The organism is bacterium, assembly GCA_035703895.1.
Classification (GTDB): domain Bacteria; phylum Sysuimicrobiota; class Sysuimicrobiia; order Sysuimicrobiales; family Segetimicrobiaceae; genus Segetimicrobium.
The window spans coordinates 1-22332 of the sequence record DASSXJ010000263.1 but is presented as its reverse complement, the minus strand read 5'-3'; the positions used below and the strand labels follow the sequence as shown (position 1 = coordinate 22332).

The 22332-nt window shown below is 68.2% G+C and carries 22 protein-coding genes; 1 reads left to right on the top strand and 21 read right to left on the bottom strand.

What is annotated here, in order from left to right; translation table 11 throughout:
• Window positions 1-8: 8 nt before the first annotated feature.
• The 19 genes from glyS to argC form a co-directional block, all read right to left on the bottom strand.
• Window positions 9-2144 carry a glycine--tRNA ligase subunit beta gene (gene glyS, locus VFP86_17465; protein HET9001432.1) on the bottom strand — a complete coding sequence of 712 codons (2136 nt, stop codon included), beginning with the start codon at window positions 2142-2144 and terminating at the stop codon, window positions 9-11.
• Window positions 2134-3015 carry a glycine--tRNA ligase subunit alpha gene (locus tag VFP86_17460; GenBank protein ID HET9001431.1) on the bottom strand — a complete coding sequence of 294 codons (882 nt, stop codon included), beginning with the start codon at window positions 3013-3015 and terminating at the stop codon, window positions 2134-2136. Before VFP86_17460 ends, glyS begins: the two co-directional genes overlap by 11 nt.
• 44 nt (window positions 3016-3059) lie before the next feature.
• Window positions 3060-3302 (bottom strand): hypothetical protein, encoded by a 243-nt coding sequence (locus VFP86_17455; protein HET9001430.1) that lies wholly within the window; start codon window positions 3300-3302, stop codon window positions 3060-3062.
• Between the two features lie 54 nt (window positions 3303-3356).
• The gene (locus tag VFP86_17450; protein HET9001429.1) at window positions 3357-3998 is read right to left on the bottom strand and encodes an isochorismatase family cysteine hydrolase; all 642 of its coding nucleotides are present in this window, start codon (window positions 3996-3998) and stop codon (window positions 3357-3359) included.
• Window positions 3999-4063: 65 nt separating this feature from the next.
• Window positions 4064-4855, bottom strand: a complete 792-nt coding sequence (recO, locus tag VFP86_17445; protein ID HET9001428.1) for a DNA repair protein RecO — start codon at window positions 4853-4855, stop codon at window positions 4064-4066.
• Window positions 4842-5255: a cytidine deaminase gene (locus VFP86_17440; protein ID HET9001427.1), complete on the bottom strand. Its 414-nt coding sequence runs from the start codon at window positions 5253-5255 to the stop codon at window positions 4842-4844. The genes recO and VFP86_17440 overlap by 14 nt, the downstream gene beginning before the upstream one ends.
• 65 nt (window positions 5256-5320) lie before the next feature.
• Window positions 5321-6250: a dienelactone hydrolase family protein gene (locus tag VFP86_17435; GenBank protein HET9001426.1), complete on the bottom strand. Its 930-nt coding sequence runs from the start codon at window positions 6248-6250 to the stop codon at window positions 5321-5323.
• An 18-nt stretch (window positions 6251-6268) separates the two neighbouring features.
• The gene (locus VFP86_17430) at window positions 6269-6895 is read right to left on the bottom strand and encodes a YceI family protein (GenBank protein HET9001425.1); all 627 of its coding nucleotides are present in this window, start codon (window positions 6893-6895) and stop codon (window positions 6269-6271) included.
• An 80-nt stretch (window positions 6896-6975) separates the two neighbouring features.
• On the bottom strand, window positions 6976-7626 hold the full coding sequence (locus VFP86_17425) for a DUF502 domain-containing protein (protein HET9001424.1): 651 nt from the start codon (window positions 7624-7626) through the stop codon (window positions 6976-6978).
• Window positions 7623-8897 (bottom strand): hemolysin family protein, encoded by a 1275-nt coding sequence (locus tag VFP86_17420; protein ID HET9001423.1) that lies wholly within the window; start codon window positions 8895-8897, stop codon window positions 7623-7625. Before VFP86_17420 ends, VFP86_17425 begins: the two co-directional genes overlap by 4 nt.
• 93 nt (window positions 8898-8990) lie before the next feature.
• Window positions 8991-9428 (bottom strand): diacylglycerol kinase family protein, encoded by a 438-nt coding sequence (locus VFP86_17415; GenBank protein HET9001422.1) that lies wholly within the window; start codon window positions 9426-9428, stop codon window positions 8991-8993.
• Window positions 9429-9447: 19 nt separating this feature from the next.
• Window positions 9448-9903 (bottom strand): rRNA maturation RNase YbeY, encoded by a 456-nt coding sequence (ybeY, locus tag VFP86_17410; GenBank protein ID HET9001421.1) that lies wholly within the window; start codon window positions 9901-9903, stop codon window positions 9448-9450.
• A gap of 83 nt (window positions 9904-9986) precedes the next feature.
• Entirely contained in the window at window positions 9987-10526 is a 540-nt protein-coding gene (argR, locus tag VFP86_17405) for an arginine repressor (protein HET9001420.1), read from the bottom strand.
• 3 nt (window positions 10527-10529) lie between these two features.
• Window positions 10530-12035, bottom strand: coding sequence for an argininosuccinate lyase (argH, locus tag VFP86_17400; protein HET9001419.1), 1506 nt, complete (start codon window positions 12033-12035; stop codon window positions 10530-10532).
• A 4-nt stretch (window positions 12036-12039) separates the two neighbouring features.
• Window positions 12040-13314: an argininosuccinate synthase gene (locus VFP86_17395; GenBank protein ID HET9001418.1), complete on the bottom strand. Its 1275-nt coding sequence runs from the start codon at window positions 13312-13314 to the stop codon at window positions 12040-12042.
• A gap of 5 nt (window positions 13315-13319) precedes the next feature.
• On the bottom strand, window positions 13320-14546 hold the full coding sequence (locus tag VFP86_17390; protein ID HET9001417.1) for an acetylornithine transaminase: 1227 nt from the start codon (window positions 14544-14546) through the stop codon (window positions 13320-13322).
• 35 nt (window positions 14547-14581) lie between these two features.
• A complete protein-coding gene (argB, locus tag VFP86_17385) occupies window positions 14582-15463 on the bottom strand; it encodes an acetylglutamate kinase (GenBank protein HET9001416.1) in 882 nt (293 codons plus the stop codon).
• Window positions 15444-16661 (bottom strand): bifunctional glutamate N-acetyltransferase/amino-acid acetyltransferase ArgJ, encoded by a 1218-nt coding sequence (gene argJ / locus VFP86_17380; protein HET9001415.1) that lies wholly within the window; start codon window positions 16659-16661, stop codon window positions 15444-15446. Before argJ ends, argB begins: the two co-directional genes overlap by 20 nt.
• 15 nt (window positions 16662-16676) lie before the next feature.
• The gene (gene argC, locus VFP86_17375) at window positions 16677-17723 is read right to left on the bottom strand and encodes an N-acetyl-gamma-glutamyl-phosphate reductase (protein HET9001414.1); all 1047 of its coding nucleotides are present in this window, start codon (window positions 17721-17723) and stop codon (window positions 16677-16679) included.
• A gap of 250 nt (window positions 17724-17973) precedes the next feature.
• Here argC and VFP86_17370 point away from each other — a divergent pair, with 250 nt between their 5' ends.
• Window positions 17974-18564, top strand: coding sequence for a hypothetical protein (locus tag VFP86_17370; protein ID HET9001413.1), 591 nt, complete (start codon window positions 17974-17976; stop codon window positions 18562-18564).
• Between the two features lies 1 nt (window position 18565).
• On the opposite strand, the gene carB is transcribed toward VFP86_17370, so the two are convergent.
• On the bottom strand, window positions 18566-21766 hold the full coding sequence (gene carB / locus VFP86_17365; protein HET9001412.1) for a carbamoyl-phosphate synthase large subunit: 3201 nt from the start codon (window positions 21764-21766) through the stop codon (window positions 18566-18568).
• A partial coding sequence (locus VFP86_17360) for a carbamoyl phosphate synthase small subunit (protein ID HET9001411.1) occupies window positions 21753-22332 on the bottom strand: 580 nt, incomplete at its 5' end. The genes VFP86_17360 and carB, both read right to left, overlap by 14 nt.

Here is a 22332-nt window from a genome sequence, read left to right as displayed (position 1 = left end):
TTTGCTATTTAGGAGTTCCCGGAGGCCTTTCCTTCTCCAACGACGACCACGCGCGAGAGATCGGCGATCGGACGCACCAACCCCACCACGCCGGCGAGCAGCGCGAGCCGGTTGGTGCGGGCCGTCTCATCGTCGGCCATCACCAGCACGTCGGTGAAAAACTGATCGACGGGTCCGGCGAGCGCAGCGAGATACGCGAACGTCTCATCGTAGCGTCCCTTCGTCCGGGCCTCGAGCACCCGAGGCCGGACCTCCTCCAGGCTCCGGAGGAGACGCTGCTCGGCCGGCTCCTCGAGTGCGTCGGGCCTGAGGCGGCCCTCGAACTGGGGCGGCAGGATGCGCCGGGCGCGGTCGAACGCCGTGTATAAACGCAGAAACTCGGGATGGCGGCGGAACGTCCACAACGCCCGCGCGCGCACGGCCGCATCCTCGAGATCGTCGCACCCGGCCTCGAGCGCCGCATCCACCGTGTCGTAGCTGATTCCGGCATCGATCAAGGCCGTGCGGAGACGCTGACGGAGAAGATCCATCATCGCATCGAGGGCCGCCGTTCGAGCCTCCGGGTCGAGCGATCGATGGCTCTCGTCGAGCGCCCCCGCCGCGAGATCCCGGACATTGGCCCGGAGGTGCCGGTCGAGCACGATCGCCACGACGCCGTGGGCGGCGCGCCGAAGCCCATACGGATCCTGGGAGCCGCTGACCGCGAGGCCCGCGGCCAGTGCGCTCAGCAACGTGTCCAGCTTGTCGATCAGGGCCAGGCTCGCTCCGATATCGGAGCGGGGCAGGTCGGTCCCCCGAGGGAGGTACTGTTCGCCGAGCGCCTCCGCGACAGGGGCGGGCTCTCCGTCCAGCCGGGCGTAGATGCCTCCCACGATGCCCTGCAACTCCGGGAGCTCGCGGACGATATGGGTGACGAGATCGGCTTTGCTGAGGAGCGCCGCGCGGTGCAATTGGGCGGCCTGTCGCTGATCCAGCCGCAGCACCGACCCCAGACGCGCGGCGAGTCGGGCCATCCGATGGGTCTTCTCCTCCACCGTCCCCAACTTCTCGTGCACGACGAGGCCGGCGAGCTCTGGAATCCGGGATTCCAGCGGGCGCTTCCGGTCTTCCTGGAAGAAGAAGCGTGCGTCGGCGAGACGGGCCCGCAGCACCCACTCGTTCCCCTCCCGCACGGTGCGGAGGCCGCGGGTCCCCCCGTTCCGGAGCGCGACGAACGCGGGCAGCAATTGACCCGCCGCTCCCTCGACGGCAAAGTACTTCTGGTGATGCTGCATGACGGTGATGAGCACCTCGCGGGGGAGCGCCAGAAACTCCTCCGCAAACGTCCCCGCGAGCGCCTCCGGCCACTCCAGGAGCTGTACCGATTCCTCGAGGAGAGCGGCGTCCAGAATCGGACGGCCGCCGGCCCGTTGGGCCGCCCGGATCGCCGCGGAAGAGATCCGGCGACGGCGGAGCTCCGGATCGAGGAGTACCCGGTGCTTCTTGAGGGTTCCTTCGAACGCGCGGGCGTCTGCGACGCGCACAGGGCCCGCGCTCAGCAGTCGATGCCCGTAGGTCGTCCTGCCGGATCGTACGCCCGCGAACTCAAACGGGACGATGTCGCGCCCGAGCAGTGCCAGGACCCAGCGGACTGGGCGCGCGAAGCGGACCGACTCTGAACCCCACCGCATCGCCTTGGGAAACACCAGACCCGAGGCGAGCGCCGGCAGCGTGTCGCGGAGCGCCTCGATCGTCGACGTTCCCGGAGCGCGTGTCAGCGCGTAGACGTACTCGCCCTGGGGTGTCGTGCGCCGCACGAGTTGCTCCGGCGACGCGCCCTGGGCGCGCGCGAACCCCTCCGCCGCTTGGGTCGGGCGGCCGTCGGCCCCAAACGCGACGCGGGCGGCGGGACCGCGGACCTCGCGAACGAGATCGTCCTGCCGGGGGGCCACGTCCTCGACGATCAGCACGATCCGGCGCGGCGTGGAGTATGCGGTGATGTCCCCGGCCGGGATGCGCGCCGCGCGGAGCGCCGGCCCGGCGCCCTCGCGAAGTTGGTACGCGCCCGCCCACGCGGCCGCGACGGGCAACTCCTCGACCCCGATCTCGAAAACGAGACGGAGGCGACGGGAGCGTAGGACGGCGGCCGCCGTCCTACGCGGCATGCACGCGGCCCCGAAGCGGCCAGCCCATCTCCTCCCGCCGGGCGAGGTAGATCTCGGCGCAGCGCCGCGCGAGCACCCGGCAGCGACCCATCAACACGGCTCGTTCCGCGACTCCAACCGCGCCCCGTGCGTCGAGCAGGTTAAAGATGTGGGAGCACTTCAGCACGTACTCATACGCAGGAAACGCGAGTCGGGCATCGATGCACCGTCCCGCCTCACCTTCGTGTGCGTCGAAGAGCCGCCCCAGGAGTGCCGTGTCCGCGATCTCGAAGGCGTATTTCGAGTGCTCGAACTCTTCCTGGCGGCGGATCTCTCCGTACGTCACGCCGGGGGCCCAGACGAGGTCGAAGACGCTGTCTTTGCGCTGGATGAACTGGGCGATCCGCTCCAGCCCGTACGTCAACTCGGCGGAGACGATCGAGACGTCCATTCCTCCCACCTGCTGGAAATACGTGAATTGACTGATCTCCTGGCCATCGAGGAACACCTGCCAGCCGAGCCCCCAGGCGCCCAACGTCTGGTCTTCCCAGTCGTCCTCCAGAAAGCGGAGGTCGTGGTCGAGCAGTTCAAGGCCAATGGCCCGGAGGCTGTCGAGGTAGAGATCCTGGACCCCTGAGGGGGCCGGCTTGAGAACGACCTGGTACTGGAAGTACCGACCGAGGCGATTGGGGTTCTCTCCATAGCGACCGTCGGTCGGCCGCCGGCTGGGCTGGACATAGGCGACCTTCCACGGCTCGGGGCCGAGCGCCCTCAGAAAGGTCGCCGGGTGCATCGTCCCGGCCCCCATTTCGAGGTCATAGGGTTGTTCGATCACACATCCGTAGCCCGCCCAGTATCGTTCGAGGGCGATGATGAGTTCCTGAAAATTCATCGATCCCTCCTCCCCACGCATCTTCTGCTTGTTCGGGGGGCGGCCTAGCCGATGCCGAGGGGCTCTTCTTCCCGTTCGCGCCTGAGAGGAACCGACCCCAGAATCGTGGCGACCGCCAGCGCGGCCAACCCCGCCGCCGCCCAGGTGAGGGGCAGCTCGATGACCCGGTCCTCGGTCTGCACGCGCAGCATCCCGGGGCGCCCCGGCCGGACGGCCCGTCTGGCTTCGTCGATCGCCGACCCGAACTGGGCGAGCGCGCGTTTTGTCCTCTCGAGATCGATCTCCAATGGAACCACCTCCGCACGCCTATCTTATCACCCGGTCGGCACCGCCCGCACGCGCTAGCGGAACGTGATGAGATCGCTGCGGCTGAGGGTGACCTTGCTCTCTGCGAGCGGCGTGTTCTCTGCGTTCGCGAATCCGGGTTGGTTCAGCAGCTGGTACTGCGCAAGGAGCATGGGAAACGGGGCGGCGGAGATACCGTCCGTCGCCACCACGACCGTGTAGCCGCGCACGTTGCCGCCGAATGCGGTGTAGAGCACCGCGCCGTTCGCGGCGCTCCCGACGATGATGAGGATCTTGATGCCTTTCGACTTGAGGATATCGTCGAGCGGCGTCCCGTAAAACTTATCGGCGCGCCCGGTGACCTTCGGCTCGGCCGGCCGTGGCGCCACCTCGGCCAGGATGGTCGATCCAGGCGTTGGGGTCTCGGAGTAGATGACGGGCGCGTTGGCTTGACGCGCCTTCGCGAGCAGCGAAGCCGCCGCCGGGAGGGTGGCCTGACAGGCAGGCTGTGGGGCGCAAATGATCGACGTCAAATCGAGCACCAGGTAGGCCGTGGTCTTTCCGTCCACGACCACGGGCACGGGTGGTGGGAGCGTGGGGATCGCCACCTGCGCGGTCGCCGCCGGGGTGCCAACAGCCAGGATGAGCACGCAGAGGGCCAGTACGCGCGACCCCGACCGAATCTCGGAGGCTAGCAACGTTCTCCCCTCCTTTCATCGTGATGACGCCGTGGCTTCCGAAGATACGGATCAACAGATACGGATCAACGCGGCGAAGAAGAGTGCTGCGGCTCCCTGAGGCGCTTGATCACCAGCGGCGAGCGCAGCTTGGCCTCTAACCGGTGCTCCAAATGGAGCTGGACCAGCCTGGCCAACTCGCCACGCTGGATCGACGGGATCCGGAGGCGACCCGACCGCCGCTCGGGGGTTCGGATGAGATAATCGCACGCCGCGAGCACGCCGGGGGACACGCTCACCGCCCCGGAGTCCGCAGATCGGCACGCCGGGCACAAGGCTCCGCCGCTCCCCGGACTGAACGCCCAGGCCCCGGCGCCGCCCGACGCGCGGGGGAGGCCGCGCCCGCACTCAACGCACGCCGCGGTCTCGGGCTGGTATCCCAAGAAGCCGGCCAGCCGAACGCCGAACTTGAGCGAGGCGATCTCCGCGTCGTCTTCCCTGGCCTGGTCGAGCGCTTCCAGCGCCTCCACGATGAGCACGAAGATCTCTTCGTGCGGGTCGCGCTCGGGCAGGCCCCGCTCGATCAGCTCCATGACGTACGCGGCGTACGCCCCTCGCAGCAGGTCGAGCCGGACGCCGGAAAACGGCCGGACGATCTCGGCCTGCGCGATGATGTCGAAGGTCCGCCCGCGGGCCAACAGCAGCCGCGCATGGGTAAACGGCTCGATCCTGCCGGCAAGCCGGCTCGTCGGCCGCCGGACACCCCGCGCGGCAGCCCGCACTTTCCCGTACTCCCGGGTGAAGAGGGTGACGATCCGGTCGGACTCCCCGAGGGTCTGCTGGCGGAGGACGATCGCCTCCGCTTTATAGACCGGCATGGTGGGATCGCGTCCAGCCTCGCGTGAACGGAATCGGCAGGAGGGACTGGAGCGAGACCACCGCGGGCGCGCCGCGAGGCCCGGCGATGATCACCGTCTGCACACCGAACTCTTCCATCACCTGGCGGCAGGCGCCGCAGGGGGTCAGGGTAATCCCGGCGGGCCCGACCACCGCGACCGCGGTCAGCCGCCGCCGGCCGCTCGCCACCGCGGTGTGGATCGCCACGCGCTCGGCGCAGAGGGCGAGCCCGTAGGACGAGTTTTCGATGTTGCACCCGGCGTAGATCGTGCCGTCGTTGGCCAGCACCGCCGAGCCCACCGGGAACTGCGAGTACGGCGCGTAAGCCCGGCGGCGTGCGCGCGCCGCGGCGCGGACGAGCCGCGCGTATTGGGCCGGCAGGCGCGTGGGGCGTGCCGCCCCCGCCTTCCGATTTCCGCGCGCGGATGGGGTCCGCTTCGCCGTGCTCAAGCGAGCCACCGCCCGAACCACGCGAGCGTGCGGGCCCAAGCGTCTTTTGCCGCCGCCGCGTCGTAAGCTTGACCGGTGTCATTGAAGAACGCGTGGTGCGCGCCGTCGTAGACATGCATCTCGAAGGTCACTCCCGCCTTCTCGAGCGCATTCTTCATCGCGGCGATGCCCGGGTTGACAAAGGTGTCGAGCGATCCGTAGAGCGCCAGCACGGCCGCGTGGATCTTCGCCACGTCCTCAAGCGGCGGATTGGGACCGTAGAAGGGCACCGCGGCGCGAAGATCAGGGTTCTGCGTCGCGAACCGCCAGACCATCCCTCCGCCGAAACAGAACCCCATCGTTCCGATGCGATCGCCTCGGACGGCCGGCAATCCCTGCAGGTACCGCGCGCCCCCGTTCAGGATCTCGACGTGCCGCTCCGGAGGAGTCCGGAAGAGGTACGTCGACACCTCCGCGGAATCGGTGAATTTCCCCGTTCCCCCCTGGGGGGACACCAGATCGACCGCCAGCCCGGCGTACCCGGCTTTGGCGAGACGGCGGCAGACGTCCTTGAAGTGGTCGGTGAGGCCGCGGTTCTCGTGCACGACGATGACGCCGGAGGCCTGCGGCTTGTTTCGCGGCAATGCCAGATAGGCCTGAATGGCCGTGCTCCCGAGCGGAAACGACACCATCTTCGCATCGATCGTGGGATCATCGGGCGGGACGGTCACGGCCGAGGCCTGGGCCCGCAGCGGCGCGGGGGATGATGCGGCCTCCGCGACCTCCTCGGGGGTTGCGGCGAATCCCCGGCCCATGAGCACGGCGAGGCCCGCCGCCGCGCCTCCCGAAAACACGGCGATCCGCCGCAAGAACTCCCGCCTGTCGAGCCGTCCCGAGTGGTAGTCGTCCGTCCACTCGTCCAGGATGTAGCGTTCCAGGTCAGTCATACGCCCCCCCCTGGAAGATCACTGGGCGTGCCGCGCGACGAACTGAAACTCCAACGTGGCCTCGTTCTGGGCTTTGAGGACGCCTAGGATGGATGGGGGGTCGAACCCGAAATCGGTCATGTGGATCGTCGCGGTCGCGTCCCCCGTGATCGTCTCGCCATCAAACCGCAGCTTCGCGGCGAACGTCGTCGGCCGGGTCACCTCACGGATCTTGAGGTCGCCGGCGATTTGGACGGCGATCTCGCGGCCGGGCGTGTACGTGTCGGGCAGCCCCTGGATCTGGGTGGGCATGAACACGGCCATGGGGAACCGCTCAGATTCGAGCCACCCGCTCCGGATCCTGCGGTCGCGGCCGGATCGGTCCGACTTGAGCTGGCTGATATCGATGGTGATCGTCCCCACGCGGCTGCGGCGGGGATTCGCCCGGTCCAGGTAGATCTCGCCCTGGATCGCGTGGGTCGTCCCCACGGCCACGTGAAATTGATTGCCCTGGTCGATGAAGACTTCGCCAACCCGGTAGGACGCCTGAGACGCTGCCGGATCGATCACGAACCGTTCCTGCCCCACCGGAGCGGGGGCGGAGGGCGGAGCGGCGAGCGCTCCACTCCACGTCGTCGCCATCCCGGCCACCACGATCCCAGCCATCCTCCACCATGCACGCATCGCTCGGGTCCTCCGCTGCTTTGACGTCGCTCGCTGCCGCGGCCTTCGCACCCCGCAGCGGCTCATTTCGCGGCCGCGCCGCCCCCATCGCGTCCCTTGGGGAGCATCCCCCGCTGCGCCGTCGGAATGGCCATCCCCCCCGAGATGATCATCTTGAGCCCATCCTGGACGCTGAGCCCGAGAACCTGGATATCTCGCTCAGGCACGATCACGAGATAGCCCGACATCGGGTTCGGGCTCGCCGGGATGAACACATTGATCATCCGTTCCCCCGCCCTCGACGCGAGTTCCTGCTGGAGGGGGCCCTCGATCATCCCGGTGACGAACCCGATCTGATACAACCCCCGGCGAGGGTACTCGACGAGCACCACTTGTTGAAACGCCACCTGCCGGCCCTGGAAAATGCTGTCGCTCATCTGCTTGGTCATGGAGTAGATGCTGCGGACCAGCGGGATCCGGTGGAGCGCCTCATCGACGGCGCCCATCAGGCGGCGGCCAATGATGTTGGTCGTGATGACGCCGATCAAGAAGATAAGCACCAGGGTGGCGATCAGGCCCAGCCCCGGCATCGGACGGCCCAACCAGTCGTAGATGTAGGGACCGAGGAACCCGTCCAGGAGATTGAACAACCAGGAGAGGATCCCAATCGTCACGACCAGCGGAATCAGCACCAGGAGGCCGGCGAAGAAATATGTCCGGAGGCGAAGTTTCACAGTGGGGCGGCTTCCTCTTGCGGCGCCGGCGTCGTGCGTGTGATCCGCACCCGCGTGATCCGCTGCCCCAGGGTCTTTTCGACGCGCAGCTCCACCCCCGGCAGGTCCACCTTCTCGCCCTGCGCCGGCACCCGGCCGAAGAGCGCGTAGACCAATCCGGCCACGGTGTCGACCTCGTCGACGGGCAACCGGGTGCCGAGCAGCTCGTTGACATCATCCACATGGATGCGCGCGTTGACGAGCGCGGTGTTCGCATCGATCAACTGGATGGGCTTTTCCTCTAGATCGTACTCGTCCTGAATCTCCCCCACGATCTCCTCGAGGAGGTCTTCCACGGTCACGAGGCCCGCGGTCCCGCCGTATTCGTCGAGGACGATCGCCATCGACAGCTTCTTCTGCTGCATCTCCTTGAAGAGCTCATCGACCTTTTTGGTCTCGGGGATAAAGAACGCGGGACGCCGGACCTCGGAGACGGGCCGATCGAGCCTGCCCTGGCGAAGCGCGGGGACGAGATCCCGCATGTACACGACGCCGATGATGTGATCGATCGTCCCCTCGTAGATCGGCAGGCGGGAGTGGCCGTGTTCGGCCATCAACCCGATGGCCCCATTCACCGTCGCATCGGCCGGCACCGCCACGATGTCGACGCGCGGCCGCATCACCTCCCGGACCACGGTATCCCCGAACTCGAAGATCGAGTGGATCATCGCGCGCTCCTCTTCCTCGATGACCCCCTCCTCCTCCCCGACCTCCACCAGGAAGCGCAGTTGCTCTTCGGTTACCAACGGGGCCCGCGGGGTGATATGGCCTCCAAAGGGCCGCACGAGCGTCGTCCCAATCACCGAGAGGACCCGGAGCAGCGGGGTAAACACCCGCATCAGCGTGCCGATCGGGCCGGCGACGACCAGCGCCAGGCGGTCGGCGTGGCGCGCCGCGAGGGTCTTGGGTGCGATCTCGGCCGCGATGAGCACCACGAGCGTGGTCCCGAGAAACGCGACCCACTCCCCTCTGCGCCGGCCGACCAGTGACAGCGCGATCGACGTCGCCACGACCGAGGCCCCCACGTTGGCCATCGTGTTGCCGGTGAGGAGGGTGGTCAACAGCTCATTGGCGCGGTTCAGTAGGGCGTACGCGGCGCGGGCGCGGCGGTCTCCCTGGGCCCGCCGCTGGCGCAGCACGACCCGGTTGGCGGCAAAGAGCGCGGTTTCCGACGCGCTGAAGAAGGCCGAGCAGAGGACAAACAGCACGAGCAAGACGATCCGAAGGCTCAATCGGGAATCTTCCAAGCAGCGTCACCCCTGCCTTTCCGGGCAGGATGAAGCATCCAGAGCTGCACCGCCATTATAGCACACGGCCGCCGATCCTCAGGCTCGGAGGCGGGATGGGCGACGCGCGCGGACCGCACCGGCGGCCAGGATGAGCAGGCACACGACCCCCAACACGAGGGGGATGCCCCGAACCGCGGAGGGAGAGAGCTCGATGACGCGGGGCAGCAACACGAGCAGGCCCACGGCGACGGCGAGCGCTGCCGAGATCAAGACGGCCGCGGCCGAGACATCTTTCACCGCCGCCGCGGCGGGGCCGTGATCGGGATGAAGGAGATCGGTCAGTATCTCCACGGCCGTGTTGAGGAGCTCCGCCCCAAGCACGACCGCCACGGTGACCGCGAGGACGGCCAGCTCTACCGTCGAGACCCCCGCCCACGCGGCGAAGAAGAGCGCGCCGGCGGCGATGAGCAGTTGGGCGCGGAAATGTCGCTGCGTCCGCGAGGCGTGACGGAACCCCCGGAGGGCGCACGCGATCGCCTCGGGGAAGGACCGGCTACCGGCCGTCTCGGGCCTCGGTGCCCAGGATTCGCTCCAGGAGCTGCTTCTGCTTGGACCACATCGCCGAGGCGCCCGCTTCGCTGTCGTCCTCGTATCCGAGCAGGTGCAGCAGGCCGTGCACGGCGAGCAGCGCGACCTCCCGGCGAATCGGATGCTTGAACTGACGAGCCTGTTCTCGGGCGCGCTCGAGGGAAATGACAATGTCCCCGAGGGCCGGGTCCCCTCGAGCGCCGCTCTCGCTCTCCATCGGAAACGCCAGCACGTCCGTGGGCTGATCGACCCCGCGGTACTCGCGGTTGAGCACTCGAATGTAGGCATCGTCAACCAGCGCGACGCTGACATCGGGGGGTTGCGGATGTCCTTCGATTCGGAGCGCAGACATGACGACGTCTCGGATGAAGCTCGTCTCGATCGACACTTTGTGTTGCAGGTTCGTGACCCAGACTTCCATGCGTGGGTCCCCGGGCCGGCGTGGCTGGCTGATCCAACCTTCGTCCCATGCGGACCCGACCCCTCCTTGCGGGAGCGGCGGCGTCAGATCGGACGCCCTTCAACGAGCCGGCGAAGTCGGAGCAACACATGGTCGCGTGCCGCGCGACGGCGGGGCACCACCACGATCGTGTCATCGCCGGCGACGGTTCCCACGACGTCGCCCCACCGCATCTCATCGAGCGCCGCCCCCACGGCGTTGGCGCGGCCGGCCAGGGTATGGATCACCACCAGCTCTTCGCCCGCGTCGACGGAAAGGACGTACTCGGTCACAGCATGCCGCAGGCGGCGGAGCACGTCGACCGGCGATGGCCGATCCGGCACGACGTACCGGGAATGCCCGTCCCCCATCGTCACTTTGACGAGCCCGAGGCGCTTGATATCGCGGGACACCGTCGCCTGGGTGACCGCGAGCCCTTGGCGGCGGAGCGCGGCGGCGAGTTCTTCCTGGGTGCCTACAGGATGGTGGGCGATGATCTCTCGAATCCGTCGTTCCCGATCCGCGCGGGTCGCATCGCGGGGCATCGGTTCGGGAGCGCCCGCGTGCGGCCGCGTCCGAAGACGCCGCCCGGGATCCGCCGCCATCGATCAGCGCTCCGGCGCGCGCCGCTTCGGGGGAGCGCCCGGCGCGGCCGCGTCCCGCTCCACGGGCGCCGCGGGGAGCGCCGCCAGCCACGACAGGTTCTCGGTGATCGCTTCGCGCACGGCCTGGACCTGCTCTTGAACGCGTTCGGGAGCGGTTCCCCCGTGGGATCGCTTGCTCGCGACGGCTCCGGCCGGCGTCGTCGCCTGCGCTACGTCCGCATCCAGCAACGGACTGAACTCCCGATACTCCTCCGGGGAGAGCTCCCACAGCTCGCGGCCCCGCTCCTGAGCATAGAGGACGATCCGCCCGACCAATTCGTGGGCGTCGCGGAACGGCAGACCCCGGCGGGCGAGCGCGTCCGCGATCTCGGTCGCGCCCATGAACCCGCCGCGCAGGCGGGCGGCGATTCCGTCCACGTTGATGCGGATGCCGTTGAGGACGAGGCCCATCACCTGCAGGGAGGCGTTCGCGGTGTCGACCACGTCGAACACGGCCTCCTTGTCCTCTTGGAGGTCGCTGTTGTACGCGAGCGGAAGGCCCCGCTGCACCGCCAGCAGGGTGACGAGATCGCCCACGACCCGGCTCGCCTTCCCGCGGACGATCTCGGCGGCGTCGGGGTTCTTCTTTTGGGGCATGATGCTGCTGCCGCTGCTGATCGTATCGAGCAGTTCCACGAATCCAAACTCGGCGGTCGCCCACAGGACGATCTCGCCCGCGAGCTTGGAGAGGTGGATCATCAGCAGGGACGCCGCGCCGACGAACTCAACGGCGAAGTCCCGGTCGGACGTGGCATCCAGGCTGTTGTCCGCGATTCGAGAAAATCCGAGCAACTCCGCGACGAGCAGCGGGTCGATGGGGTACGAGGTCCCTGCCAGCGCGGCGGCGCCCAGCGGGAGGACGTCGGTCCGGGCAAAGGCATCACGGAACCGCCCGACATCGCGGTCGAGCATCCACACGTAGGCGAGTAGATGGTGCGCCAGGAGGACGGGTTGCGCCCGCTGCAGGTGCGTGTACCCGGGGATGATGATCGACGGGTGCGCTTCCGCCATCGCCAGCAGCACCTGCTGCAGCGCGACCGTGCGGCCGATGATCTTGACGATCTCGCTCTTCAGGTAGAATCGGAGATCGGTGGCGACTTGATCGTTTCGCGACCGCGCGGTGTGCAGCCGCCGGGCGGCATCTCCGATGCGCGTGCGCAAGGCCGATTCGACGAACGAATGGATATCTTCCGCCCCTCGAATCTTGAGCAGGCCGGCGTCCACCTCGGCCAGGATCTCACGCAGCCCCTCGACGAGCCGATCGGCGTCTGCGACCGGGACGATACCGCTCCGACCGAGCATGGTGGCGTGCGCGATGCTCCCCAGGATGTCGGCTCGATACAACCGGTGGTCGAACGGCAGCGAGGTGGTGAACGCGGCGATCGTGGGGTCCAGCTCGCCGCGAAACCGTCCTCCCCACATCCGGGCCGTGGCCGAGTCGTCCTGTGAGCCGCGCCGGGATTCTGGCATGGAGCTACCTCGACGGCGACTCCGGCCCGGATCCGGAGGTCGGCACCTTGGCCCGTGGAGGCGCGAGATCGCGCGAGAGGTCCGGGTTCACGTCGGCGAAAACTTTGGTGGGCAGTCCGAAGAGGTGGATGAACCCTTCCGCGTCAGCCTGGTGGTAGCCGGTGCTGCGGCCAAAGGTGGCCAGGTCATGACTGTACAGAGACGCGGGCGCGCGGCGCCCCACGACGACCGCGCTGCCCTTGAACAACTTGACCCGCACCGTCCCGGTGACCGTCTCCTGTGTCGCGGCGACGAATGCGTCCAACGCGCGGCGGAGGGGCGAGTACCACAGCCCGTTGTACACCAGTTCCGCGTACTTCGCGGCCAGGAGCGTCTTGTAGTGCTGTGTGTCCCGATCGAGTGTGATGGTCTGGAGGTGGTGGTGCGCCTCGGCGAGTACCGTGCCCCCCGGGGTCTCGTACACCCCCCGGCTCTTCATCCCCACGAGCCGGTTCTCCACGATGTCCACGCGCCCGACTCCGTGCGCACCCGCGAGGCGGTTGAGGTGCGACACCAAGCCGACGGGATCGAGCGCGCGGCCGTCCACGGTGAGCGGCGTGCCGTGCTCGAAGCCGATCTCCACGTGGGCGGCATCATCCGGGGCCTTCTCGGGATCCACGGTGAGCCGGTGCATGCCCGCGGGGGGGGCGGCCCACGGGTCCTCGAGTACACCGCTCTCAAAGGAGAGGTGCCAGAGGTTCTGGTCCATGCTGTACGGTTTCTCGCGGGTGACCGGCACCGGCACCCCGTGGGCCCGCGCGTACTCGATCTCCTCCTCGCGCGATCCGAGGGTCCACTCCCGCCACGGCGCGATCACCACGAGCTCCGGAGCGAGCGCCTGGTAGGCGAGCTCGAACCGAACCTGATCGTTGCCCTTGCCGGTGCACCCATGCGCGAGCGCGTCGCACCCCTCCGCGAGGGCGATCTCCACCTGCACGCGGGCGATCAGCGGACGTGCCAGCGACGTCCCGAGAAGGTAGCGCCCCTCGTAGACCGCGTCGGCGCGCAGCGCCGGAAAGATGTAGCGCGTCACGAACTCATGGCGGACATCCACCACCTCGACGGCGTCGGCGCCGCTGCGCCGGGCCTTCGTTCGCACCTCGTCGAAGTCGTCGCCCTGGCCGACATCGGCCACGACGGCGACGACCTGGCAGCCGTACCGCTCCTTGAGCCACGGAATGATGACGGACGTGTCGAGCCCGCCGCTGTAGGCCAGAGCCACCCGCTTGGGCTGATGCATGGCGCTCACCTCGCGGCCGCCTTCCCTGCCTCGGCGCCGACGGCGCTCAACGCGGTGCCGAGGATCCGGATCGCCTCATCGATGTCGCCGCGCTCCACAATCAGCGGGGGGACCAGCCGGATGGCCTTCGGCTGCACGTTGTTGACCAGGAGCCCCCGCTCGAGGCACGCCGCCACAACCGGCTCCGATGGGACGCTCAGCTCGATCGCCACCATGAGGCCGCGGCCGCGGATCTCGGTGATCACCGGGTGGGCGTTGGCCAGATCGCGGAGCTTCGCCAGCAAGTACGCGCCCATCTCGGCCGCGCGGTCCACGAGATCTTCCTCCTGGATCGTGCGCAGCACCGCCAGCGCGGCGGCGCAGATCAGCGGGCCGCCCGCGAACGTGGACCCATGGCTGCCGGGCTGAAGCACCTCCGCCAGCTGCCCGCGCCCCACAAATGCGCCGATCGGCACCCCGCCGCCCATCCCCTTCGCCAGGGTCACGATGTCCGGCGTGACGCCGGCGTGCTGGTAGGCGAACCAGCGGCCGGTGCGGCCGAACCCGGTCTGCACCTCGTCGAGGATCAGCCACAGCCCCCGTTCATCGCACACCCGCCTGAGTCCGCGCAGGTAGTCGTCGTCGGTGGGGTTGATCCCACCTTCCCCCTGGATCGGCTCCATGAAGACCGCGGCCGTCTTCGGGGTGACGGCCCGCTCCACCGCACCGAGGTCGTTCGGGGGCACCGAGACAAACCCGGGTACCAGCGGCTCAAACCCCTCGTGATACCGCGCGACCATGGTGGCGGAGAGCGCCCCCATCGTCCGCCCGTGGAACCCGTGATCCGCGACGATGATTTCGTACGCGTCCCGTCCCCGGACGGTGCGCGCGGCCTTTCGGGCCAGCTTGATCGCGCCCTCGGCGGCCTCCGCGCCGCTGTTGCAGAAGAACACCTTGCCGTCGGGGATCCTCAACACATCGAGCAGGGCGCGCGCCAACTCGGCCTGCTGGGGGATGTGGTACAGGTTGCTGACGTGGATGAGCTTGGTCGCCTGCTGCTGGATCGCCCGGACGTGGTGGGGATGGCAGTGACCCAGCACGTCGACGGCGATGCCCGCGACGAAGTCCAGGTACTCTTTGCCTTCTGCGTCCCAGAGCCGCATCCCCTGTCCTTCGACGAACGCGACGGGCAGGCGCCGGTAGTTCGGCATCAGGACCTGCCTCGACAGCTCGATGGTCTCCTGTGTGGTCATCGCTCACCCCACCTCCGGTTTTCTCAGCACCCGCGTCACGGGTTGAGCATCGTCCCGATGCCCCGCTCGGTAAACAACTCGACGAGCAGCGCGTGCGGAATCGCGCCGCTGATGATGTGGGCGCTCGGGACTCCTCCGCGGAGCGCCGCGATCGCCGCCTCGATCTTCGGCAGCATCCCCCGGCTCACCGTGCCATCCGCGACGAGTGAGGGGACGTCACCCGCGCGCAACTCGGAGATGAGCTCTCTCGCCCCATGGTAATCGCGGTAGACGCCCTCGACATCGGTCAGCAGCACAAACTTGCTCGCGCCGAGCGCGACCGCGAGCGCCCCGGCCGCGGTATCGGCATTGAGGTTGTAGCTCGTCCCGTCCTCTCCGATCCCGAGCGAGGCCACCACGGGGATATAGCCTTGCGCGCTGAGCTGCACCAGCAGCTCGGGATGCACCTGTTGCACCTCGCCGACGTGGCCGAGATCGACCGCGCCCTGGTACTTGCGGGCGATGAGGATCTGCCCATCTTTCCCGCTGAGGCCCACGGCCTGACCGCCCTCGCGAATGATCAGGGACACGAGGGCCTTGTTCGCGCGGCCGGCGAGCACCATCTCCACGACCTCCATCGTCTCCTCGTCGGTGACGCGGAGCCCCTGCACGAACTGCGACGTCTTCCCCAACCGCTCCAACAGGCGCGTGATATCGGGTCCGCCTCCGTGCACGAGAATCGGATGGATGCCGGCGCCTTTCAGGAGCACGAGATCCTGGGCCAGCGTGCCGTCCCGGCTCGAGTCGAGCACGCTCCCCCCGAACTTGACGACGACGGTCTTGCCCTTCCAGGCGCTCACATAGCGAAGCCCCTGGGCGATCACCCCGCCCTGTTCGGTCACCGCGTCGACGGACAGCCTAGGAGAGGTCCCCGGCATTTTCCTTCACGTATTCTTCAGAAAGGTCGCAGGTCCAGACGGTGGCTTCCGCTCGCCCCACGCCCAGGTCGACCAGCACCTGGACGTCCTGACCCGCCAGGTGCTCGCCCGCCTGCTCGATGAGTTCCGGACCCCCCGCCGGCATTCCGCGCTCGGCGACCACCACCGGTCCGATCCGGACCATCGCCCGATCCGGTTGGACCTCGGCGCCGGAGTACCCCACCGCCGCCAGGATCCGTCCCCAATAGACCCCCGCTCCATGGATCGCCGTTTTGACCAACGGAGAGTTGGCGACCGCGAACGCCGCGCGCTGGGCGTCCTCATCGGACTGCGCGCCGGCGACCGTGATCTCGATCAGCTTGGTGGCGCCTTCGCCATCCCTGGCGATCGCCTTAGCGAGGCTCACCGTGGCGCTGTTGAGCGCGGCTTGGAACGCATCCAGCGCCTCACCCGGGCCGGCGATCTCCGGCGCCCCGGCCTCCCCGTTGGCGAAGAGCAAGATCGTGTCGTTCGTGCTACGATCCCCATCCACGGTGATTCGGTTGAACGACTGGTCGGCCGCCCGGCGCAGGGCCGCCTGGAGCACCGCGGGCGGGACGGTCGCATCGGTCGTCAAGACGGTGAGCGTCGTCGCCATCAGCGGGTGGATCATGCCCGCGCCCTTGCTCATCCCCCCAACCGTGACGATCTGGCCGCCGATCGCCACCTGCACCGCCGCCGTCTTCTGGACGGTATCGGTGGTCAAGATCGCTTCAGCGGCGGTGGCGCCGTCGGGCCCCAGGACACGGACGGCCTCGGGGATGCCGCGACGGATCGCGTCCATCGGCAACGGTACCCCGATCGGGCCGGTGCTGCACACGTAGACGAGGTCTTCGGAGAGTTGCAGATGCTCGGCCGTCAGGCGCGCCATCTCCCGCGCGTCCCGCAGCCCCGGCTCCCCCGTACAGGCATTGGCGTTCCCGCTGTTCAGCACGACCGCGCGCCCTTGACCCGACCGGATCCGCTCCATGTCGACGAGAACGGGCGCGGCTTTGACCTTGTTGGTCGTGAACACGCCCGCCGCCGATGCCGGCCCCCGCGACACGACCAGAGCGAGGTCCTTCTTCTGCGGTTTGATCCCGCAATGCACGCCCGAGGCGACGAACCCCTGCGCCGACGTCACGCCCCCCTGCACCAACCGCGTCACCCCTCCACTCATTGGCCGGCCTCCTCGTTACGGATAGAGCCCAGGAACCCGGAGCCCGGTCGTCTCCGGGAACCCCAGCATGAGGTTCAGGTTTTGCACCGCCTGACCGGCGGCGCCCTTGCCGAGGTTGTCGATCGCGGCGATCGCCACGGCCATGTTGGCGCGCGGATCGATCCGCACCGCCACATCGCAGTAATTCGTGCCGGCCGTGGCCTTCGTTTGGGGGAGCGCCCCGTCCGGGAGAACGCGGACGAATGGCTCCTCGGCGTAGGCCTCCCGATACACCATCATGGCATCCGCGGTGGTCACCTTCCGGGCGAGTGGGGCATAGGCCGTCACAAGGATCCCCCGCGTCACCGGGATCAGATGCGGCACAAACGTCACCCGCACCGCGGTCCCCGTCTGTCCGGACAACTCCTGCTCGATTTCGGCCGTGTGGTTGTGGCCCGGCACGCTGTAGGCGCGCACGTCCTCGTTCGTATCGGCGAACGCGTAGCCGCCCGACTTTCCGCCCCGCCCCGCTCCCGAGACTCCCGACTTCGCGTCGATCACTATGCCGTGGAGCGCCGCGATCTCGCCGCGGAGGAGCGGGACCACGGCGATCAACGCCGCGGCCGGGTAGCAGCCCGGGTTGGCGACGAGGCGGGCGCGACGAATGGCGTCCCGGTGAAGTTCCGGAAGCCCGTACACCGCCTCCGCGAGATACTGGGGCGCCGCGTGGGAAAACTTGTACCATACCGGATACTCGGCCGGATCCTTGAGCCGGAAGTCCGCGGCCACGTCGATCACGCGTGTCCCTCGCTCCAAGAGCTCGGGGACGACCTCCATGGCCTTGCCGCTGGGGAGCGACACGATCACCAGGTCGGAGTCTTTCCCGATCGCCGCCGGATCCAGCGCTTCGGTCACCAGGTCCACGAACCCGCGGAGGTTCGGGTACAGCGCCGCGAGGGGTTGGTCTTTCTGCGTCTCCGCCGTGACGTGTGCGAGGCGGACCTCCGGATGGGTGGCCAGCAGGCGCACGGCCTCCGCCCCCCCGTATCCCGACGCCCCGATCACGCTGACCCGCACCGGCATCCTATCCACCCCGCCGCCTGCCCCAATATCGAATAATTATACTGTCGAGTGAATAAATTTGCAAGCGTCTGCACGGCCGTTAAAGGGGGCGGCCCGCGGGGAATAACAATGTGTGGGGACCCGGATTCCGCGGGAGCGGGCGATCTGGATCCCCGGGCATTGGGCACGGGGCGGTGGTGGCAGGGTGTGGGTCGAGGGGCATGGGCGATACTAGGCAGTCCTGAGAGATAGTCTCAGGAGGATACGCGGTATGAGACGGATGAATGCTGTGCTGGGTGCTGCGGTTGTAGCCGGGACGATGATGATATCCACCCTGGTGATGACCGAGGGGGCCGCGCTGAAGAATGTCCGCGACCCACTCGGCCGGTTTACGATCAGCGTGCCGGCCACGTGGAATGTTCAGACGTCAACGTCTTCGCGCGCCGCGGCCGTGACAACGGCGGCCCCCGCGACGTCGGGGCTCCCCGATAGCGTTGACGTGATCGTGCAGGATACGTCCTCGGCGCTGTCTCCGCAGGCCTGCGTCGGGGAAGCAGACATGGTCATGCGGTTCACAATCCACAGCTGGACGACGGTTCAGCAGGGTGCGACCACGCTGGGGGGCCTGCCTGCGTATAGTCGGGTGTATGTCTGGCGCGCCCAGACAGGGCAGCAGCGCGAGAGCGTGCAGAGCTGCGTGACCAGGGGACGGCGGGCGTTCATGGTCGTGGGGACGACCGCGAATACCCCGCTCACTGTGCGCGAGCATCTTCCTCAGTTGCAACAGATCATGAACACCTTCCGGCCCCTCGCGTCTGCGCCCCCTCCGGAGGCGCCGGCAACGCCGGGCCTGGGTCATTAATCTAGAGCGGAGATACCTCTGCGGCCGCCTGGGGCGAGAGGATGTGCCCCTCGTTGATCGCGGTGACGACGTCGAGGAACGCCGACGCGGTGTCGAGCGAGGTGAAGCACGGAAGGCGACGCTCGAACGCGGCGCGGCGCAGCGCAAAGCCCGCCCGGCCCGGAATCTTGCCCCGCGTGGGGGTGTTGACCACCAGGCTCACCGCGTGCTCGTGAATGAGCCGCAGGGCGGTGTGGTCGCTGCCGTTCTTGCTGACGCGGACCGCACGGACTCCCTCGCGCGCCAGGAACCGCGCGGTGTCGTCCGTGGCGAAGACCGCGTAGCCGAGGTCGGCGAAGCGGCGGATCAGCGGCATCGCCGAGGTCTTGTCGCGATCGGCGATGCTCGCCAGGACGGCCCGGTTGGCGGGGATCGTCACCCCCGCGGCCAGGAGCGCCCGGTAGAGGGCACCCGGCAGGGTGGTGTCTTGCCCCATCACCTCGCCGGTCGAGGTCATCTCCGGGCCGAGCACCACGTCCACGCGATGCAATTTTTCCATGCTGAACACCGGGGCCTTCACCGAGATGCGCGCCGGAGGCGGCCGGAGCGTGATCCCGGGGTATCCGAGGTCGGCGAGCGATGCGCCGAGCATCACGCGAACGGCGATCGGCACGAGCGGCACGCCGGCCGCTTTGCTGACAAACGGCACCGTGCGGCTGCTCCTGAGGTTGGCCTCGAGCACGTACACGGTGTCGCCCTTGATGACGAACTGGATGTTGAGGAACCCGCGGACGTGCAGTGCGCGGGCGATCGCGACCGTGTGCGCCACGATCTGATCCCGCTCCTCCGCGGTCACGTGGACGGCCGGGAACACCGCCAGGCTGTCGCCCGAGTGCACCCCGGCCCGCTCGATGTGCTCCATCACCCCCGGCAGGTAGACGCCCTCGCCGTCGCTGACCGCGTCGATTTCAACCTCCCGGCCGTCGAGATAGCTATCGAGCAGCACGGGCCGGTCCTCGTCCAACGCGACCGCGGAGCGGAGATAGTGGACGAGTGCGGCCTCGTTCTCGACGATCTGCATCCCCCGGCCGCCGAGCACGTACGACGGCCGGACCAGGAGCGGGTACCCCAAGCGGCTGGCAATCCCCAGCCCTTCGTCAACCGAGCGCGCCGCCCCGCCGGCGGGACATGGGATGCGCAGCCGATGGAGGAGGGCATAGAACTTCTCGCGGTCCTCGGAGACGTCGAGATCCTCGACGGCCGTCCCCATGATCCGTACGCCGGCATGGGCAAGCGGTCCGGCCAGGTTGAGCCCGGTCTGGCCGCCCACCTGCACAATCACGCCCGCCACCTGCTCGCGCTCGATCACGTGGAGGACATCTTCCAGTGTGAGGGGCTCCACGTACAGCCGGTTCGCGACGTCGAAATCGGTGCTGACCGTCTCGGGGTTGTTGTTGATCAGGATCGCCTCCCGGCCCTCGGCGCGCAGCGCCTTCACCGCGTGGACGCTCGAGTAGTCGAACTCGATCCCTTGCCCGATCCGGATCGGGCCGGAGCCGAGGACGAGGATCCGCTCTCCGCCGCCGGCGGGGCCTTCGTCCTCCTCCGCGTACGTCGAGTAAAAGTACGGCGTCATGGCGGGAAACTCGCCGGCGCAGGTGTCGACGATCTTGTAGACCGGGCGGATCCCGGCGCGGGCGCGCCGCTCTCGCACGGAGCCGGCCGTGGTCTCCCAGAGGGATGCGATCGCGCTGTCGGCAAACCCCATCGCCTTGGCCTCGCGCAAGACGTCCACGTCCTGCCCGCGGCGCAGCTCGCCTTCCATCCCGACGATCCGCTCGATCTTGTGGATGAAGAACAAATCGATCCCGGAGAGATCGGCGATCTCCTGCGCCAGCATCCCGCGCCGGACCCCTTCGGCAATGGCAAAGAAGCGTTCGTCGCAGGGCTCCGCGATGCGCCGCCGGACATCCGCCACCGACCACGCGGAGGCGGATGCATACCCGAGCCCATCGACCTTGAGGTCGAGCGACCTCAGCGCTTTGAGCAGGGCCTCCTCGACCGACCGCCCGATCGCCATCGTCTCGCCCGTCGACTGCATCTGCGTGCCCAGCCGCCGTTCAATGCCCGGAAACTTGTCGAACGGCCACCGGGGGATCTTGACCACGACGTAATCCAACGCCGGTTCGAAGCTGGCGCGGGTCTTGCCGGTCACGGCGTTGGGGATCTCTTCGAGCGTGCGCCCCAGCGCGATCTTCGCCGCGACGCGGGCGATCGGGTATCCGGTGGCCTTGCTCGCCAGCGCGCTCGACCGGCTGACCCGCGGGTTGACCTCGATGACGAAGTACTGCGCGCTGTGGGGGTCCAGGGCAAACTGGATGTTGCAGCCCCCCTCGATCCCAAGCCCACGGATGATCCGCAGGCTGGCGCTCCGCAGCATCTGGTATTCACGATCGTTCAGCGTTTGGCTCGGCGCGATGACCACGCTATCGCCGGTATGCACGCCCATCGGGTCGAGGTTTTCCATGTTGCAAACGGTGATGCAGGTATCGACGCGGTCCCGCATCACCTCGTACTCGATCTCCTTCCACCCGGCCAGCGACCGCTCGACCAGGACCTGGCCGATCCGGCTTGCCGCCAGCCCGAGCGATGCGATCTGTTCGAGGGACGGCCGATCCACGGCGACCCCACCCCCCGTACCCCCCAGGGTATACGCCGGCCGGATCACCACCGGATAGCCCATCTCCTCCGCGAACACCCTGGCCTCGTCCACCGATCGCGCGATGGCGCTCTCGGGGACCGGTTCGCCAAACTCGGTCATCGCATCCCGGAACAACTCGCGGTCCTCCGCCCGCCGGATCGCCTCGAGGGGGGTTCCGAGGAGGCGGACTCCGAGCCGGTCGAGCACACCGGCCTCGGCCAGCCCCACGGCGAGGTTGAGGCCCGTTTGGCCGCCGAGCGTGGCCAGGAGCCCCTGAGGGCGCTCTCGCTCGAGGATGCGCGTCACGAACTCGACCGTAAGAGGCTCGATGTAGATCCGATCGGCCGTATCGAGATCGGTCATGATCGTCGCGGGATTGCTGTTGACCAGGACGACCTCGACGCCCTCCTCGGAGAGCGAGCGGCACGCCTGGCTGCCGGAGTAGTCGAATTCGGCCGCCTGTCCGATGATGATCGGCCCTGAGCCGATCACCAGCACCTTGCGGATCTCAGCGGGGCCCATCTGTGCCCGCGCCCGCGTGAAGAGCTCCGGACGCCCACGGGGCCCCGATCATGGCCATCCACTGCTCGAACAGGTAGCCGGAGTCGAGCGGACCGGGGCGACCCTCGGGATGGTATTGCACCGACATGATCGGAAGGATTCGGTGGCGCAACCCTTCTACGGTGCCGTCGTTGAGGTTGCGGTGGGTGACGATCACCTCCGTGGCGTCGATCGACCCCTCATCCACCGCGTACCCATGGTTTTGCGTGGTCACGCAGACCCTGCCCCGCTCTTCGTCCTTGACCGGATGATTACTGCCCCGGTGCCCAAAGGGGAGCTTGAACGTCTCCGCCCCCGCCGCCCGACCGATGATCTGATGCCCGAGGCAGATCCCGAAGATCGGGAGACGCCCCCACAATCTCTGCACCTGTGCCACTTGGAAGGCCAGACGTCTCGGATCACCGGGCCCCGGTGACAAGACGAGCCCGGCCGGCCGGAGCTCGAGGATCTCCTCCGCGGTGGTCGTGTGCGGAAGCACCCACGTGTCGCACCCGTGCCGCCGCAGGTTTTCGAGGATGCCCCACTTC

Coding starts and splice junctions, on each gene's coding strand:
- glyS (HET9001432.1), bottom strand. CDS start 2,144: ATGCCGCGTAGGACGGCGGCCGCCGTCCTACGCTCCCGTCGCCTCCGT.
- VFP86_17460 (HET9001431.1), bottom strand. CDS start 3,015: ATGAATTTTCAGGAACTCATCATCGCCCTCGAACGATACTGGGCGGGC.
- recO (HET9001428.1), bottom strand. CDS start 4,855: ATGCCGGTCTATAAAGCGGAGGCGATCGTCCTCCGCCAGCAGACCCTC.
- VFP86_17435 (HET9001426.1), bottom strand. CDS start 6,250: ATGACTGACCTGGAACGCTACATCCTGGACGAGTGGACGGACGACTAC.
- VFP86_17430 (HET9001425.1), bottom strand. CDS start 6,895: ATGGCTGGGATCGTGGTGGCCGGGATGGCGACGACGTGGAGTGGAGCG.
- ybeY (HET9001421.1), bottom strand. CDS start 9,903: ATGGAAGTCTGGGTCACGAACCTGCAACACAAAGTGTCGATCGAGACG.
- argR (HET9001420.1), bottom strand. CDS start 10,526: ATGGCGGCGGATCCCGGGCGGCGTCTTCGGACGCGGCCGCACGCGGGC.
- argH (HET9001419.1), bottom strand. CDS start 12,035: ATGCCAGAATCCCGGCGCGGCTCACAGGACGACTCGGCCACGGCCCGG.
- VFP86_17395 (HET9001418.1), bottom strand. CDS start 13,314: ATGCATCAGCCCAAGCGGGTGGCTCTGGCCTACAGCGGCGGGCTCGAC.
- VFP86_17390 (HET9001417.1), bottom strand. CDS start 14,546: ATGACCACACAGGAGACCATCGAGCTGTCGAGGCAGGTCCTGATGCCG.
- argB (HET9001416.1), bottom strand. CDS start 15,463: ATGCCGGGGACCTCTCCTAGGCTGTCCGTCGACGCGGTGACCGAACAG.
- argJ (HET9001415.1), bottom strand. CDS start 16,661: ATGAGTGGAGGGGTGACGCGGTTGGTGCAGGGGGGCGTGACGTCGGCG.
- argC (HET9001414.1), bottom strand. CDS start 17,723: ATGCCGGTGCGGGTCAGCGTGATCGGGGCGTCGGGATACGGGGGGGCG.
- VFP86_17370 (HET9001413.1), top strand. CDS start 17,974: ATGAGACGGATGAATGCTGTGCTGGGTGCTGCGGTTGTAGCCGGGACG.
- carB (HET9001412.1), bottom strand. CDS start 21,766: ATGGGCCCCGCTGAGATCCGCAAGGTGCTGGTGATCGGCTCAGGGCCG.